This window comes from Egbenema bharatensis FJBBOT/2019 (genome assembly GCF_048077055.1).
GTDB classification, from domain to species: domain Bacteria; phylum Cyanobacteriota; class Cyanobacteriia; order Elainellales; family Elainellaceae; genus Egbenema; species Egbenema bharatensis.
The window spans coordinates 3631175-3648038 of sequence record NZ_CP182236.1; the positions used below are offsets into that span (position 1 = coordinate 3631175).

Consider the following 16864-nt stretch of genomic DNA (forward strand, 5'->3'; position numbering starts at 1 on the left):
CCGCCAAAACCCAAAACCTGAACCCTAAAACCCACCGTGACCTCGATCGCCCCTCCCCAACGCCGAACCCGTCGCCAAACCGGGCTATACGCCACCCTGCTGCCGCCCCTGCTTTGGATGACCTTGCTCTACTTTGTGCCGATCGTCCTGCTGATTTCCTACAGCGTTTGGCGGCTAGAGTCATTTGATATCGTCAAAGAGTTTAGTTTGACCAACTTTCAGACGATCGCCACCAATTCTGCCTATCGCACGGTAATTCTCCGTACCGTATTCACTGCCCTCAGCGTCACCGCGATCGACATTTTGATTGCCCTGCCGATCGGCTACTTTATCGGCTGCTATGGGGGACGGTTTCGATCGCTCCTCACCCTGCTGGTGCTGCTGCCCCTGTGGTCGAGCTATCTGGTGCGGGTGTTTGCCTGGAAAATCATTCTGGGCTACAACGGCGTGATCAACACGGCTCTGATCTCGCTGGGCATTCTCCAGGAGCCAAGCTCTGTATTTTTGTACAACCAGTTTTCCACCACCTTAACCTTTGTCCATGTCTGGCTACCGTTCATGATTTTGCCCCTGATTACCGCCTTTGAACGATTGCCGAAAAGCTTATTGGAAGCCTCCGCCGACCTCAACGCCCCTCCCTGGACAACCTTTCGCCGCATTACCCTGCCCCTGGTGACTCCCGGCATTCTGGCAGGCTCCATCAGCACCTTTGCCCTGACCATGGGAGATTTCATTACGCCCAGTCTGGTCGGCGGCCCCAGCGGCATCATGTTGGGCAATGTCATCTCCTCCCAGTTTGGCGTGGCATATAACTGGCCCCTCGGTGCCGCATTTGCCCTGGTGGTGATGCTGATTGTATTTGCAGGTTTGGCGATCGTCCTGAAGCAGGGAGCTTTGGAAAATTTATGAATGGCATGGTGAACCCAACAGAATCATCAGAAAACCGATCGCCCCGATCGCAGCCCAAGCCCTGGTTTTTAGGAAGCTGGACGATTCTGGTCTACGCCTTCCTGTATTTGCCCCTTGGCGTGTTGGTGCTGATGAGCCTGAATGACTCGACGATTCTGTCCCTGCCCTTCAAAGGGGTAACGCTGGACTGGTATCGGCTCACCTTTGGCGATCGGGCGATTCAGCAAACCTTGATCAATTCCCTCAAGGTAGCAAGTTCCGCCACCCTGCTGGCAACTGGATTTGGGCTGTTATCCGCCTTCGCCATTTATCGCTACCAGTTCTTCGGCAAAAACACCTTTCGGATTGCCCTCAACCTGCCCATTTTGCTGCCTGGAATTGTGACGGGTGTGGCAATGCTGGCTTACTTTTCTGATCTAGGATTGGAACTATCGTTGCTCACGGTCATTTTGGGTCATGCCGTCTTCGGAATTCCGGTGGCATTGGGGCCAATTTTGACCCGCTTAACGCAGTTTCCCCGCAGTTTAGAAGAAGCCGCCTATGATTTAGGAGCCAGACCCGGTGAAGTGTTCCGCGATGTGATTTTCCCCTACATCCGCAGTGCCGTGATTTCGGGAGCCTTGCTGGCATTCACCCTATCCTTCGATGAAGTCGTCGTTACCATCTTTCTCACCGGACGGGACAACACCTTACCCATGGAAATTTGGGGCAGACTCCGCACCAACATCACCCCCGAAATTGCCGCCATCGCCACCCTGATTTCCGCCGCCAGTGGAGCGATCGTAGTCATGAGCCAATTCATCACCCAGGAAAGATCGTAGGGGCGATAACTCCTTCGGAGTCGCTGCGCGAACGCGAATCGCCCTTGTAGAGGCGATCGTAAGAGCAATTCATGAATCACCTTCGTCATAATCAACGCACAATCAGGAACAACGGATGAAGGACAGCATTGTTTACTTAGATCAGGTCAGCAAAATTTATCCGTCCGCCACCGGGGAAGTCTATGCCGTCCGAGATGTGACGATCGCCGTACAGCCTGGAGAATTTTTCTCCCTGCTGGGGTCAAGCGGTTCCGGCAAAACGACTACTCTCAGACTAATCGGCGGTTTTGAAATTCCAGAGTATGGCGAAGTGTCCATCGGCGGAGAAACCGTCACCACCCTACCTCCCTACCGGCGCAATGTCCATACCGTATTCCAGAACTACGCCCTCTTTCCCCATCTCACCGTCGCCCAAAACATCGCCTATCCTCTGACGATCGCCAAAGTCCCCCCAAAAGTCCCTAAGAGCGAAATTGCCGATCGGGTGCAGGAAGCATTACGCATGGTACGGATTGAAGCCTTCGCCGATCGCAAACCCGCCCAACTTTCCGGCGGCCAACAGCAGCGAGTCGCCCTGGCCCGCGCCCTGATCAGCCGTCCCAAAGTCCTGCTGTTAGATGAACCCCTTTCGGCACTGGATGCCAAAATTCGGGAAGAAGTCCGGCAAGAATTGCGGCAGTTGCAACAGCAAATTGATCTCACCTTTATCTACGTCACCCACGATCAGGAAGAAGCCCTGGCCCTGAGCGATCGCATTGCCGTCATGTCCAACGGTCGCGTCGAGCAAATTGGCACTCCCCAGGAAATCTACAGCCGTCCCACTTCCCCCTTCGTGGCCCAATTCATCGGCAAAGCCAACTTCCTGACCGGACAAGTGATCGAATCCAACCCCGAATTCACCTGGGTCAACGTCAACGACACGACCATAAAAGCGATCGCCCCCACCCACAAACCCGCGATCGGCGAAACCGTCACTCTGATGATCCGCCCAGAGCAGTTGAAACAGGTTGATACTGAACATTCAACCTACGACAATCAAATCCCTGGCAAGCTCGAAACCATCACTTATATCGGGCAACTATTAGAATTTCAATTCAACACAGCGATCGGACAATTAAAAGTAACGCAACTCGGCAATACCAGAACCAATTCTGAGCAGGCGATCGGCTGGAATGCGGAGGATTGTGTTGTTGTGCCAAATGTTAAGGGTAATGGCTCAATAATTCGTCCCAGCTCCTGACTTTCCCCTCCTCCCTCCTCACTCCTGCCTCCTCACTCCTGCCTCCTCACTCCTGCCTCCTCCCTCCTCACTCCCCACTCCCCACTCCCCACTCCCCACTCCTCACTCCTCACTCCCCACTCCCCACTCCCCTCCCCCCTGTATCCTATTCTTATCAGTTCACCAGGTTACTCTTTTCATGACAGAATCGATCGGCGTTGCAGTAGTTGGCACCGGATTTGGTCAGAAGGTTCACATTCCGGGGTTTCAGGCTCACCATCGGACAGAAGTGGTTGCGGTGTATCATCGGGATTTGGACAAGGCGAAGACGATCGCCACAAAGTACTCCATTCCCCATGCCTGCACGAGTTTGGCGGAAGTTTTAGCTTTGCCTGAGGTGGAAGCGGTGAGCATTTCTACCCCACCGTTTCTACACTACGAAATGGCCAAAGCGACATTACAGGCAGGCAAACATTTGATGTTGGAAAAGCCGACGACGTTGAATGTAGATGAGGCGATCAAACTCTACCAACTGTCCCAGGCAAATCAGCTCAGCACCTCTCTGGATTTTGAGTTTCGCTTTGTTCCGGCATGGCAGCGGCTGGCTGAACTGCTGGCAGAGGGCTATGTCGGTCAAACTCGCCTAGTTAAAGTGGATTGGCTCGTATCCAGTCGGGCAGATGTCAGTCGATCGTGGAACTGGTATGCCCGCAAAGCTCAGGGAGGTGGCGCGTTGGGGGCGATCGGTTCCCACCTGTTTGATTATTTGGCATGGCTATTCCCACCTGTGAAGCGGCTCTGCGGTCGGCTCAGTACCACCATTCCGACCCGTCCCGATCCCACAACGGGCGAAATGAAGCCTGTAGATGCCGATGACACCTGTACATTGATGCTGGAACTGGTGGACGGAACACCCTGTCAGGCTAGCTTGAGTGCAGTCACCTACCAGGGACGGGGGCACTGGGTCGAAATCTACGGCGATCGGGGCACGATCGTCTTGGGCAGCAGTAACCAGAAAGACTATGTGCATGGCTTCCAACTTTGGCCAGCCAGGGTGGGGAGCCACTGGGAGAAATCGAAATTCCCGATCGCCTTCAGTTCCCCAGAACCTACGAAGATGGGCGCATTGCCCCCTTTGTGCGTGTGATCGATCGCTGGGTGCAGAGTATGGCACAAAAAGTATCCCTTACCCCTGCCCTACGGGAAGGAGTTTATTCGCAGCTCTTAATGGACTTAACCCATCGATCAAATCAGTCGGGGGCATGGGTGGATGTACCAGACCTGAACACAATACTGGAGCAGCGATAGAGCAGTCCCGTTTCTGGGCATTGCAGTAGTATCCGCCGATAGTGGTTCAGCGCATACCTGTCCTTCAGCTCATACCAGCATTTCGAGTTGCCTGAGCGAAGCCTCCAGCCGGATAGCCAGGTTGCCTAACCCCTCTCCCTGCTGTTGTCGAGAACGCTGTTCAACTTCTTCAGCAATCCGCTGGATGGCATCTGCCCCAAGGTTGGCACTGGCTCCTTTGAGGTGATGGGCAATCTGTTCAATTTGCAGAAAGTCTTGGCTGATAATCGCTAACTGCAATTGGTGCAAGTGCTGATAGCTGTCACTGATAAAGAGTTGCAGGAGTTCAGCCGCAAATTCTGGGGAACCATCCGCCAGACGATGGAGATGATGAAGATGGGAACTCAGATGCCTGAAACGGGTTTCATCCAGGGCGATCGAACCATTTTGAATAGTCGAATGGGTGGAAGCAGGCAGGTTAGGGGAGGGGCTGGATAACGAGGGGCTGGATTGGCGAGAAGCAGGGCTGGATGAAACACTAGATAGTGCACTGGATCGAATCGCTGTACGGTGCAGCGCAACATGACCCCATCGCTCTAGCAGCCGCCGCAGCCCTTCCTGGCGTATTGGCTTCACCAGGTAATCATCCATGCCAACCTCGATCGCCCGTTGCTGATCTTGCCTCAGGTCACTTGCAGTCATGGCAACAATCACGATGGGATGGGACTGTAGCCCCCTGGAACGTTCCCAGTCTCGAATGGCTTGTGTTGCAGCAAATCCGTCCAGTTCAGGCATCTGGCAGTCCATCAATACCAGATCATAAGTGAAGTCACTGGTTGCATGGGTCACCGCATCAACGGCAGCTTGTCCATTTGCCACCACCTCTGCCCAGAACCCCAGTCCAGACAACTGGCGGACGGTTAGCTTCTGGTTGAGCACATTGTCTTCTGCCAACAGAATTCTCAGGTTAGACAATTCATTGCCTGAACCTGGAGGAGTAGATGGTTGCGAGTGACTGAATGCATTTTGCATGGGTTTGGTCTGACTCGATGCTGCGTGACTGAATCTCAGTGGAATTCCCGCCTCTCATCCTAGAGTGCCCTTCTCCACCTTAAAACAATCTTCAGCCCAACCCAATCCGCCCCCATTCCCTGATCGAACCGGCAGTTTCTCATCCCACAAGAATTTTGAATGTAGTTGCCCTACAGGCTACTTGTGCCGGATATATTCAAAAATCTCCAGGTAGCTCGTGCCCGGATGATTCCAGGAATAGTCGTACTCCATACCCTGAAGCTGGAGTTGCCGGAACTCCTTGGGATAGTGATACCACAGCCCGATCGCCCGATCCATCGCCGATTCGATCGCGGGGAAATCCATTTGGTGAAAAACGTAGCCGTTGCGTTCTGCTGGAGGATGATAGGTATCGTAATCTCGATCGAACACCGTATTCACCAGACCGCCAACCCCCCGGACGATCGGCACTGTGCCATACTTCAAGCCAATCATCTGCGTCAGCCCACAGGGTTCAAAATTACTGGGCACAATGATCAGATCGGCCCCAGCGTAGATCAAATGGGAGAGTTCTTCGTTAAAGCCCAGTTCAATATGCACATCCGGGTTGTCATTCAGGAAACCCTTTTCGTGCCAGAACCAACTGTTAATCCCCGGTTCCGTCGCAGACCCCAACAGCACAAACTGAGCATTGCGGTTCAGGGCATAGTAGATGGCATGGTGTACCAACGGCACGCCCTTCTGCTCGTCTAAGCGACCAATATAAGCCACGATCGGTTTGTTGGCTTGTTTGAGCCAGAGCCGTTCCTGTAAAGCTTTCTTGTTTTTCAGCTTGCCGCTCATATCATCGGCGCTGTACTGATAGGGAGTGTAGCGATCGATTTCGGGATTCCAGACCTCATAATCAATTCCATTGAGGACACCGCCAAACTTATGTTGATGCATATGCAGCGTGTGCCCCAACCCGTAGCCAAACTCGCCATAGTGCGCTTCCCAGGCGTGGTGAGGGGAAACCGTGGTGACAAAGTTGGAGTAAATAATTCCCCCCTTCATCAGATTCAGCGCGAACGGATTGAAATTATCCCGCAGGCGATCGTATTCAAAGTAGTAATCGGGTCGGTTCAGCCCTGTTGCCGCTAAAATATCTTGACCCGCAACCCCCTGATGCTTGAAGTTGTGGATGGTGTAGCAAACCCGCTGATGGGCCATGCCGCCATACTGATAAATTTCGTATAGCAATACTGGAACCAGCCCCGTCTGCCAGTCGTGACAGTGCAATATATCAGGACGCTTGTTACTACGAAGCAAGAACTCCAGGGCTGCCTTACTAAAAAAAGCAAAGCGCATCTGATCATCTGAACAGCCGTAGTAGACTCCCCGGTTAAAGAACTCATCCTGCGACTGAGGATCAATAAAGAAACACAGCCGCCCATGCACCCAACCACAGTCCACATGGCAACGAATGGCTGCCCCATACCAGGGAACCATCAAATCCCGGTATGCCTCATGCAAGCCCCAAACATGGTCATACCGCATACAGTCGTACTTGGGCAAAATGATTTCTACGGTGTGACCCCGGATCTCTAGCTCGCGGCTGAGACCATAGACCACATCACCCAAGCCACCTGCTTTGATGACCGGGGCACATTCGGAAGCAATTTGCACAATGTACATGGGACTTATATCTAAATCAAAAATGTTATTGCACGGTTGACAAATGAAGCATTTACACTACCTACCCGATGCAGCAAACTCGCCGAACGAACAGGTACGATTTGCCCCTCGCTAGGCAGAATATTATACTTTACGTTCCGTAACAAGGGGTGGGGCGATCGTTCTGTGAATCAGCAGAGGGATCGATCGAGGAATCATCCCGGTGTACGCTCAGTTGGATGAAAGACTATATCAGAGCTGTAGGATACTCGTCCTCCGGAAATCTGCTGACATCGCCAGGAAAATTTTGCAGATTTCTCATTCATTTTTTTATAGTTCTGCGCCTGAATATGAAGCTTCGTTGAACCTATAGATGGCTCAATTGCAAGAAGCGTTCTAAATAACTCATAGTAATTGGCATGATTTTCACGGTTTGCGAAAGACTGGCAACGCTGGTCAAGTAGTTGTAACCGAGTAGTTCATATCGATTGGTCGAAGTTCATCTGAATTAAAAATTGGACAAGACTCATATTTGAATCGAACCTGATATGCCATTGCCCCCAGTCAATATAGGGTCTATTCAGATTGGAGCAGATCCAGACTTTAGGTCTTTATTAGCTTAATTAGGGAAATTCATCATGGATAATAGCGTTCGTGATAACGGTGCAGTTGAGCATTCAAATCAACAGGCATCTAAACCGATCGTCAGCTTTGGCATACCCGTTCGGAATGGGGAAAAGTTTTTGCCCCGCCTGTTTGAGTCCTTCCTCGCCCAGGACTTTGAAAACTTTGAAGTTGTCATTGGCGATAATCTCTCAGACGATCGAACGGAAGAAATTTGTCGGGAATATGCTCGTCGAGATGCCAGAATCAAATACTTTAGACATCCCAAAAACCTGGGGCAAAGCGGCAACTTTAACCGCGTTTTTGAATTATCTCAAGGAAAATACTTTCGCTGGATTGGTGATGATGACTGGTTAGAGCCAGCATACACTCGCAAATGCGTAGAATTTCTGGATAGCCATCCCAACTTCATGGCAGTCACCACCGAGCAGGATCATGAACTCCCCGATGGAACCCTATACTACCGTGAGTTCAAGGGCAAACGGCTCGATTCCCCTCATACCTATGAGCGGTTCTGCCGCATGGTCTGGTTCATGACAGCGGACTATGGATTTATCGATCCGATCTATACGATGTATCGCCGCGAAGCAATACTGTCAACGAGCGGAATGCGCCTCGTAGCAGCCCAGGATCATGTGCTAGCAGCCGAGCTTTGTTTAGCAGGCCCCTTTGGTCATATTCCAGAATTACTCGCCCATCGCTATAGACCGCAACGCGATGTCGCTGCCTGGGAGAAGACGCATAAGCATTACGAAATGGATAACTCCAACGTTTTAGCCAAAATTAACACTGAAGCGACTTTTGACATGTGGGAGATTATCAATGCTGTGCCCATGCCCGTTTGGCAGAAGTGGCTCTGCGCCTTCGCAATCCTGCGCTATGTTCGTTGTGTCGTCCTGTCCCAGGTTTACGGTCGTTTGAGAGCACGAGTAAGAATGCGGACTCGCCTTCGCCTTGCTTTAGGGAAAGCTTAGTTCACCAGGCTCAAAATTCATTGCTCAAAATCTATTGAGGTTGAATTTTAACTGGCACGAATCGAGGGGGCAGCGGCCAGGGCTTCTGCTCCCTTTTGCATTTGCTCAATTTCCCAATCCGTCCAGGGATGGGCCGATCGACAGTGATGGGCAATCAGTAATCCCCACAGTCCGCTTGCGGTGAGCACCGGCACCACGAGATTAGCTTTAATCTGTAAGCTTTGCAGAAATGCTCGATGGCATTCATGGATGGGTTCCCGGTTCACATCTGCGATCGCCCGGATCCGTCCCGTCAAATATAAGTCCGCGTATTCATCGTTAAAACAGTCATCTGCCCCGGTAGAGCCCAAAATCGAATAACGCCCATCACTCAATGCTTCGTAGGTCACTTGCCCCTTCCAGGGCCGATAGAAGTGATACAACACAATGCGATCGACCTGAAGCGACGTTTGTAACGGGTAAACTGTTTGCCGAACCAGCATATCTTGTTGCAGAGATTCAGTTAGATGGCTAATCACCCGATGTAAACCGGATTGCCTTGAAAGGGATTGTCTGGATGGTAATGCGTTGCCGGACGAATGAGGAGTCAATGGCGAAGTCATCTTTATCGGTAAATTCTACAGAAATAGAATGAAATAGTTCCAAAGAAAAACATTGTTTCTCATTGTATATAGGATTGAGATATATAGGAGTGAGTGGGGAGGGAGCGTGGGCTGCTCTCCAATGAATAATCACTCAATTGGGGGCATGGGACGGCAAGTTAGGCATTGCGTTGACGAATATTGAACTTGATAAATATTGTTCCCATTTCATCCCCCAAGTGAGCCACTCTCGATTCCTCCTTTGGGTGTTTAGCTCCTATTCTTTTGGGCGATCGAATATTCAAATATTTTTTTACTTGGGTAAAGAGGAGTAAAGGATTTGAGCTGGAAGACTGGAGGAATAAAAGCGCGAATCAGATACTGCATTACTGACCCACACAGCCCTAAATCAAGCAAATTTTGCGGATTGAGCCAGACTGTCTTTGTAAAGATAAGTAAGTCTGGGTCAAGTCTTGCCACCCAGACCCAGTTAGTTTGGACAGAATGCAAAATAGGAGGCATGATAGGGGAATCGTGGTTCAGGCATGATTGAGTCTCCAGATTGTCGCTTGAGTTCAAGCAATATCTCTGCAAAAGTTTCCCTGTTGAGTCTTCAGTCAAGCCGCCATCACCCTGCCTCCGATCGCTCGTTCCCAGCCCCTCGGTTTTTCATCTCCCTGTTTCTGCCAGGCTATTCCCCATCGCCCCACTGCCGATCGCCTCATTCCCGTGTGTCGAGTATCGATTATCGATGACCCTGATTTTGGTCAAAGGCAATGAAAGTGAAGAACGTCGCCCTGTCCGAGCAAACGATCGCCAACGAGATTCCAGCATTCTGCCAGAAGTGGAAAATCTGTCAGTTTTCCCTGTTTTGCCCTGCCTTACCCGTCGCCTGGGAAGCAGGGAACAGTGGGGTGAGTCAGTCAGCGGGCAGCAGTATAGGGGTTCTGGTCAACTTTGAACCTGATATTCATCCGACATCTTGCGATCTGGTTCAAATGAGGGATGAATTAACGTCGATCCTGGGGCAAACGGTTTGCTTACTCCCCAAGGAAGCGATCGAGCAAAGCGAAAACTACATTCGCCGCCAGCAAATTCTGGATGCTGCGATCGTGGTTTATGATTCGGGCTGCTGCCATCTCTCTGAACCCCCTGAGCTAACCAATCCCCTTACCGCTGCCGAACAGGAGCAAGCCCTACTGCTGGATGTTCTAATTGCCTGCCAACGCATTCAACGATACACATCAGACATTTGCTGGGAACAGTTTCAAACGTGCGACTGTACGCTCCTGCAAGATGCGACGGTGCGGCAACTGGAGTTAATTGGTGAGGCAATCAAGCAGATTTCCCAAACTACCAAAACCCAGCATCCCGAAATTCCCTGGTCGGTGATTATTGATGTGTGTGACTGTTTGACCTGTGAAGAACATCAAGCAGAGGCGGAGACAATTTGGCAGGCAGTAGAGCAGGGAATTCCCCGGTTAATTCGCTATATTGAGCCGTTGGTGTGGCCAGGAGTGCCCATTCCTCCCAGCAGCGATTATGTATCCAGCTCCCTGATTTCAGAACCTGCTTGAAAAGATTCGATCTCCCAGGTTTCCGTTACTGATTCATCTTCTACAATCTCAGGTTTAGCCGCTGATTCCCTCCCTTGAGCCGTAGTTCGTTCGTCATCGGGTTTTACAGCTTCATCTGTCCACGCTTCAGTCAGAGAATCCCCTGCTTCATCTGGTTCAGTCGCTCTGCTGTCTGGGAAATTACTCTCCGCACCATTCTGCTCAAATGCCTCTACCCGATCGATCGGTTCAATGAGTTCAATGGTTTCAGTCACACTTTCTTCCTCATCTAACTGAGGCACAGCAATCTCTGCGGTGGGTGGATCAGGAGGGGAGGGGGGAAGGGATGGCTCGATCGCAGGTTTTGTATCGATCGCGGCTGTCTCCTCAACAGTTAGAGTCTCTTCAACTGGGAGAGTCTCTTCAACAGGCGGAGTGCCTTCAACAGTCAGCGTCTCTTCAACAGGCGGAGCTTCTTCAACAGGCGGAGTGCCTTCAACAGGGGCAATCTCCTCAACCGGAGGAACATCCGCCATCGGAGCCGATCCTTCAACCGCCGCCGGGGGGGTCATCACCTCCTCGATCGCCGCCTCAGTAGAGACATCCGCCTCAGTCAAGCCAGCCTCCTCTTCATCCGGCACAATCTCTTGAGTCTCAAACTCTGGTTCAGAACTAAACTCAAACTCTGCTTCCGCACTCAGTTCAACGGCATCAAATTGAGCTTCAGGAGCATTAGAGCCATCGGCGATCGATGAGTCTGGAATGCCTTCCACCTCTTCTGTCACCGCCTCTTCCTCAAAATCGTCAGGGATAGCTGCTGCCTCAGTGATTTCAACAGCAGTCACCCCTGGATCTTCGAGACTCTGAGCTGCGGGCGGACGGGCACTGGGAGCCTTCGGTTCAGAAATGAGGGGAGGGAGCAAATGTAAGACGCGAATGCCCGGTAGCGTAAAGTCCCTGGAGATTTGCCCAACGGCATAGGGTTCGGTGGTGGCAAACTGGGCTTCAGTCGTTCCTAAAACGGCCAGGACGCTAATGGGAATTTGCACAAATAAGTTGCAAATCAAAAATGCGATCGCCGCAACCAGCACCCCCAGCCCCCGTGGAGCCGGAGAAAGGTAGGGACTGGGGGAGGCTAACGGCGCAATTTGATACAGTTGCCACAGCACCCATGCCATGACGATCGCCACAACCACTGCCAACCCGCGATTAATTGGGGACTTAAAGCGGTTTAAGATGCGACGCTGATCGTCTGTCAGCCGAGTTGGTTTGAGGACAATCAACGGCAAACTGAAGATGGAAAAGGGACGCTGCCACTGCATCCAAAGAATAGGCAAGATGCCAACACTACCCACGAATAGTAACTCCAACCAAACGGGTAGGAGCGGCTCACCCACCGCCAGACCTACCAGGCAGAGTTCCAGGAAAATCGGCAATGCAGCGATGCCTGCCAGATGAACCCAAAGATATGGATCAGACCAGAACGAGCGCATAGAACTCAACGTGACCGATCGGACAACACTGCCATACTACTACCGCAGTGCAGCCCCCTTGGGAGACAGGATTTGATCTGAAGCAACTAAACATAATTTGTAATAATTTTTTGCAGCTTGATGCGATCGCCGTAATCAGCCGTAAGCTGAATTAACAAGCCTCTCCCTCCAGAATTACCCCAACTCTAGAATGACAGGGGTATGATCGCTAGGCTTCTCCCAACCTCTGGGAACCTTGTCGATCACGCAGTCCACCAGCCGATCGCCCAACTGGGGGGAAATGTAGTGATGGTCAATTCGCCAACCCGCATCCCGGCGAAAAGCAGCCGTCCGATAATCCCACCAGGTAAATTGCCCTGCCTCTGGATGTAGTTGCCGAAATGCATCAACGAGTCCCAGATCTAACACAGTGGTCTGCAACGCCTGCCGTTCTGCGGGGGAAGCCATGATGTGATTTTCTTTGCCTTCAGGCTTGTAAATATCTCGATCGTCCGGTGCAATATTGAAATCGCCGCAGACGACCAATCCCTGATCTTCTAACAGGAGCGACTTTAGGTAATCCCGTAATGTCGCCAACCATCGCAGCTTATACTCATACTTCTCACTGCCCACCGCCGAGCCATTAGGGACATACAGATTCACAATCCGCACATTCCCCAGCACTCCCGTAATCACCCGCTTCTGCTCATCCAAATCGGCGATCGTCTCTGCCAAAGGAGATCCCAACACAGACGTAAATCCCATACTGACCGACTCCAGCGGTTCCCGACTCAGCAAAGCCACCCCGTTATACGACTTCTGACCTGAGATATAGGCTGTATAACCGATCGCCTCCAGATCTGCCTTCGGGAAATCTGCGTCTACCACCTTGGTTTCCTGAACACACAGGACATCCACCGGCTGGTTCTCCAGCCACTCCACCACGTGAGCCAACCGAGAGCGGATCGAATTCACATTCCAGGTCGCAATTTTCATAGAGTCTCAAACATCAAGCGTTGCAAAATTCAGCTCAAAATTAACCATGCTAAAGCCTACCAATCATACCGAATCCCTCTCCTAAAACCGCTAAAACCGACCGAAATTCCCCATCCTCAACTCCAATCGCACTACCTCCGGCTGCCCCCCCAACCTCTCTAAATTTGCAGTATCGTATTCCTGAAGGCTGAAAGGAGACTTCTGAACCAATGCATCGTTGGCGATTCCTGCAACTGTTGGCTGGATGTTTGATCGGACTTTGCCTGAGCCTGCTGATTTATGGCTGTCAGGAGCAGGGCGCAATTCAATTCTCCCCGCAATCTCAAGCCCCTGAGTTGCAGGAAGTGGAAATAGTGCCATCACCCCTACCGCCCGAAACCCAGGCGATCGTTAGCCGCGCGAATCCTCAAACCTTTGTCAATCCGCCTCACGGAGATGTGCGAATTGTCGTGATTAGCGATCTGAACAGTGCCTATGGTTCAACGGAATACGAGCCGGAAGTAGACAAAGGTATTGCCCTGATTCCCTTTTGGAAGCCAGACCTGGTTCTGTGTGGGGGAGATATGATCGCGGGGCAAAAGCTGGATCTCAGCGATGAACAGATCCGCGCCATGTGGGCTGCCTTTGATCAGCACGTCGCCGCTCCCCTTCGCCAGCAAAATATGCCCTTTGGCTTTACGATCGGCAATCACGATGCCTCTGCAGCATTGGGGACAGACGGAAACTTCATCTTCCAGCGCGAACGGGATCTAGCCGTTGAATACTGGCATAATCCAGCTCATGATCCAGGATTACGATTCATCGATCGCTTTGAGTTTCCCTACTACTACACCTTCGAGAGGCGAGGCATTTTCTTCATGGCCTGGGATGGCTCCTCCCACCACATTCCACCCGACAAACTCGCCTGGGTGGAACAAGCCCTATCTAGCGCAGCCGCTCGATCGGCCAGGATGCGAATTTTAGTTAGCCATCTACCGCTCTATGCTGTCGCCACCGGACGGGATTCTGCCTTTGAGGTCATGGAAAATGCCGATGCCCTGCGAGAGCTACTGGAGCGGTATAACGTGCACACCTACATTAGTGGTCATCACCACGCTTACTATCCGGGACACAAGGGTAAGCTACAGTTACTTCACACAGGAATTTTAGGGTCAGGGGCACGTCAACTGATTGCCAGCCAAACTCCTCCCCGCAAGACCATTACTGTCATGGATATTGCTCTGGATACGTCAGCCAGCACTACCTACACCACCTACGATATGCAGACCTTAGAGCCAATTCGGACAGACGAATTACCCCGCTTTCTGACAGGACACAATGGGGTAGTGCTCCGTCGAGATGTGGAACCCGAAGAGCTAACGGCCTCTGAACGTTCAGAGTGTGAAAATCGGTTAAACGCAACCCTCTGCCGTGCCTAGGGGAACGGGATCAGGATACGCTAACGCCCCTGATTTGCGAAGGCCAACATGGGTTCAACCAACAGCGTAATGCCTTGATGCCCAATCACCTTGACCTCCTCCCCAGGCTCAATAGTGACATCTGCTTGACACCGAGCAAACCACCAGCTTCCCTGAAACCGCACTCGCCCAGAATGGTTGGGTCGGATGGTTTCTTCTACAGTGGCTCGTTGATCAGAGGATTTCTGAAAAGTGAACACAATCTACCTCCTTATGCAGAGACAAGATCCTACCAGAGGTACAACAAATCGTTTGATGTATTGAACCTGTATAAAACCGATATAACTAACGTGAGTTTCCTTGCCTTGATCCTACAATGCGATTAGTTTTTGTTCACGAAAGCGAATTACAATTAGTTGCGAATTGTTAACAGGCTTAGAATTAATAGATACTCCCTCTCACTTTTTGATGATGGCTGCTCTAGATAAAGCATGACCTCCAAATCCGATCGTCAAACAGGTATTGAGGAAAGTCTGTCCGGCTCCAAATATGCCGCTACGGTTATGTTATCCGGTGGAAAAGTCTCTTATCCCTGAGGAATTTCAGCAGTTTGAGCAGGTTCTCAATCTCATCTTCATGCTCTACTTAATCAGTCTCAGGATAGATCGCTAGTTGCGACCAGTCATTCGCTACAATAGAAATTAGTAATGAGCTTTTCTGAGGAAAAACTGTTCTTTTTACTTGATCCATTTGATCTTTACAGCAGTATTCGATCGCTCAGTCAGCAAAACATCATTTCAGTACCGTTACTGGATGAACCCTACCGCAAGGTACTTCAACAGGAAGCTGAGCAGTGTATCTATCAGCCCGATATCAAGGTCATTGGAACGGGCGATCGCATTGTCCAGACGGAGTATAGTGCCTGCGAGGTTTTTCCAGATACTTCCCTGTATGTTCAACTCCAAGCAAACTTACAATGCCTGGTGGATGAGGCGATCGGGTTATTCCCGGTCAGTCCTTTTCGCACACCCCTCCGTTTCAACTCGATCGTGCTGCAACGCTATGAACTGGGGCAACTGGGGATTACACCTCACCGCGATAGTCTTAGAGCCGTTAATCTGATTTGTATTATCAACATTAGCGGCCAGGCCGATCTTTATCACTGCGCCGATCGCCAGGGAACCCACTCCGTGCAGATTGATACTACGCCAGGTCATCTAGTTTTAATGCAAGCACCCGGATTCAGGAGAATGAATGGTGCAGCTACGAATTCACTCACTCTAGAATCACCAGAATCACCAGAACCAGAATTTATTGAGGCATCCGATCGCCCGTTTCACTATGTTACAAATGTGCGATCGACTCGTTACAGCCTGGGGTTGCGTCAATATATCGATCGATAGTTTCGGATGGTGGATGAAACCATCTGTGGAGTTTTCTGCTTTGCGGACTGGGCGGGCAAGATGCCCACCCCACAAGAAGATAAAGCAATCTGTGGAGTTTTCTGCTTTGCGGACTGGGCGGGCAAGATGCCCACCCCACAAGAATTTGGCTGAAGGTGACGATCGAAGTTCATTACAAACCGTACCATTCCTGTCGCCACTGTTCCATCTGTGCGATTTCCTGTTCCTGGGCATCAATAATTGCCTGAGCTAATTCTCGAATTTCTGGACGATCGCTATTTTCCAGGGCTTCCTGCGCCATCTCTACTGCACCCACATGATGGGGAATCATCGCGTTAATAAAGCGTAAATCAAATTCAGCATCGGCTTCCCCCAGGTCTCCTGACATCATCATCGCCTGACGCATTTCCTCCGTCATTGGCATCGTATGTCCCATTGCTTCGTGATACATAACGGGCGTTCCCCCTGCATCGGGATACCATGCCTGCCGCCATTCCTGAAGCTGCTGAATCTCTTGCTCCTGGGCAGTAATGATCTCCTGAGATAAAGTCTGGATTTCAGGGCGATCGCTCTTATCCAGAGCCTCCTCTGCCATTTCCACTGCCCCTTGATGGTGGGGAATCATGGCATCAATAAACCGCAGGTCAAACAGTTCATCCTGAGGGCCAAGACTCATGTGCATATCGCCATGATCCATTTCCTCCGACAGAGGCATTTCTGAGCCATGATTTGAACCATGTCCACCCCCATGTCCGGCTGCCACCTCAGAATCCGTAGCCTCAGAGGAAGATGGCTCATTACCCGTTGAAGCACCTGTGCAAGCCACCAATCCCAGGGACAGGACGATCAAACTACTACTAAGGGTCAACTGAGTCAAAAGATTCCTATTCATGGGGTTATTCATTTACTCTGCAAAATCACTATGTCTGCCTCTGTTTTAAAGTCTCCAGTCGAGGGGAAA

14 protein-coding genes and 1 pseudogene are annotated in these 16864 nt (G+C 51.1%); 8 read left to right on the forward strand and 7 right to left on the reverse strand.

The features are described 5' to 3' along the window. Positions 1–36 precede the first annotated feature (36 nt). The 4 genes and pseudogenes from ACM1PF_RS16795 to ACM1PF_RS16810 all read left to right on the forward strand — a co-directional run bounded on the left by ACM1PF_RS16795 (position 37) and on the right by ACM1PF_RS16810 (position 4257). Positions 37–909, forward strand: coding sequence for an ABC transporter permease (locus ACM1PF_RS16795; RefSeq protein WP_416676424.1), 873 nt, complete (start codon positions 37–39; stop codon positions 907–909). Then, positions 906–1730, forward strand: coding sequence for an ABC transporter permease (locus tag ACM1PF_RS16800; protein WP_416676425.1), 825 nt, complete (start codon positions 906–908; stop codon positions 1728–1730). Before ACM1PF_RS16795 ends, ACM1PF_RS16800 begins: the two co-directional genes overlap by 4 nt. A 115-nt stretch (positions 1731–1845) precedes the next feature. Continuing rightward, on the forward strand, positions 1846–2970 hold the full coding sequence (locus tag ACM1PF_RS16805) for an ABC transporter ATP-binding protein (RefSeq protein ID WP_416676426.1): 1125 nt from the start codon (positions 1846–1848) through the stop codon (positions 2968–2970). 178 nt (positions 2971–3148) lie between these two features. Further along, positions 3149–4257: pseudogene (locus ACM1PF_RS16810) on the forward strand (Gfo/Idh/MocA family protein). Between the two features lie 69 nt (positions 4258–4326). Here ACM1PF_RS16810 and ACM1PF_RS16815 read toward each other — a convergent pair. Beyond that, a complete protein-coding gene (locus ACM1PF_RS16815) occupies positions 4327–5268 on the reverse strand; it encodes a response regulator (protein ID WP_416676427.1) in 942 nt (313 codons plus the stop codon). Positions 5269–5445: 177 nt separating this feature from the next. Then, complete coding sequence (gene glgA / locus ACM1PF_RS16820) at positions 5446–6921, reverse strand: glycogen synthase GlgA (RefSeq protein ID WP_416676428.1); 1476 nt, start codon at positions 6919–6921, stop codon at positions 5446–5448. Between the two features lie 617 nt (positions 6922–7538). Between glgA and ACM1PF_RS16825 the strand changes: the two genes are divergently transcribed. Beyond that, on the forward strand, positions 7539–8498 hold the full coding sequence (locus ACM1PF_RS16825) for a glycosyltransferase family 2 protein (RefSeq protein WP_416676429.1): 960 nt from the start codon (positions 7539–7541) through the stop codon (positions 8496–8498). A gap of 47 nt (positions 8499–8545) precedes the next feature. Here ACM1PF_RS16825 and ACM1PF_RS16830 read toward each other — a convergent pair whose 3' ends face one another. Continuing rightward, positions 8546–9100 (reverse strand): GAF domain-containing protein, encoded by a 555-nt coding sequence (locus ACM1PF_RS16830; RefSeq protein WP_416676430.1) that lies wholly within the window; start codon positions 9098–9100, stop codon positions 8546–8548. 755 nt (positions 9101–9855) lie between these two features. On the opposite strand from ACM1PF_RS16830, the gene ACM1PF_RS16835 reads away from it, so the two are divergent. Next, positions 9856–10656, forward strand: coding sequence for a HepT-like ribonuclease domain-containing protein (locus ACM1PF_RS16835; RefSeq protein ID WP_416676431.1), 801 nt, complete (start codon positions 9856–9858; stop codon positions 10654–10656). Here ACM1PF_RS16835 and ACM1PF_RS16840 read toward each other — a convergent pair. Then, positions 10620–12128 (reverse strand): low-complexity tail membrane protein, encoded by a 1509-nt coding sequence (locus ACM1PF_RS16840; RefSeq protein WP_416676432.1) that lies wholly within the window; start codon positions 12126–12128, stop codon positions 10620–10622. The genes ACM1PF_RS16835 and ACM1PF_RS16840 overlap by 37 nt on opposite strands. 174 nt (positions 12129–12302) lie before the next feature. Continuing rightward, positions 12303–13103, reverse strand: coding sequence for an exodeoxyribonuclease III (gene xth, locus ACM1PF_RS16845; RefSeq protein WP_416676433.1), 801 nt, complete (start codon positions 13101–13103; stop codon positions 12303–12305). A gap of 209 nt (positions 13104–13312) precedes the next feature. On the opposite strand from xth, the gene ACM1PF_RS16850 reads away from it, so the two are divergent. Next, complete coding sequence (locus tag ACM1PF_RS16850) at positions 13313–14521, forward strand: metallophosphoesterase family protein (protein WP_416676434.1); 1209 nt, start codon at positions 13313–13315, stop codon at positions 14519–14521. A 20-nt stretch (positions 14522–14541) separates the two neighbouring features. Here ACM1PF_RS16850 and ACM1PF_RS16855 read toward each other — a convergent pair whose 3' ends face one another. Continuing rightward, positions 14542–14760: an NfeD family protein gene (locus ACM1PF_RS16855; RefSeq protein ID WP_416676435.1), complete on the reverse strand. Its 219-nt coding sequence runs from the start codon at positions 14758–14760 to the stop codon at positions 14542–14544. A gap of 447 nt (positions 14761–15207) precedes the next feature. Here ACM1PF_RS16855 and ACM1PF_RS16860 point away from each other — a divergent pair, with 447 nt between their 5' ends. Next, a complete protein-coding gene (locus ACM1PF_RS16860) occupies positions 15208–15903 on the forward strand; it encodes a hypothetical protein (RefSeq protein ID WP_416676436.1) in 696 nt (231 codons plus the stop codon). A gap of 172 nt (positions 15904–16075) precedes the next feature. Here ACM1PF_RS16860 and ACM1PF_RS16865 read toward each other — a convergent pair whose 3' ends face one another. After that, positions 16076–16795 carry a DUF305 domain-containing protein gene (locus tag ACM1PF_RS16865; protein ID WP_416676437.1) on the reverse strand — a complete coding sequence of 240 codons (720 nt, stop codon included), beginning with the start codon at positions 16793–16795 and terminating at the stop codon, positions 16076–16078. Positions 16796–16864 lie beyond the last annotated feature (69 nt).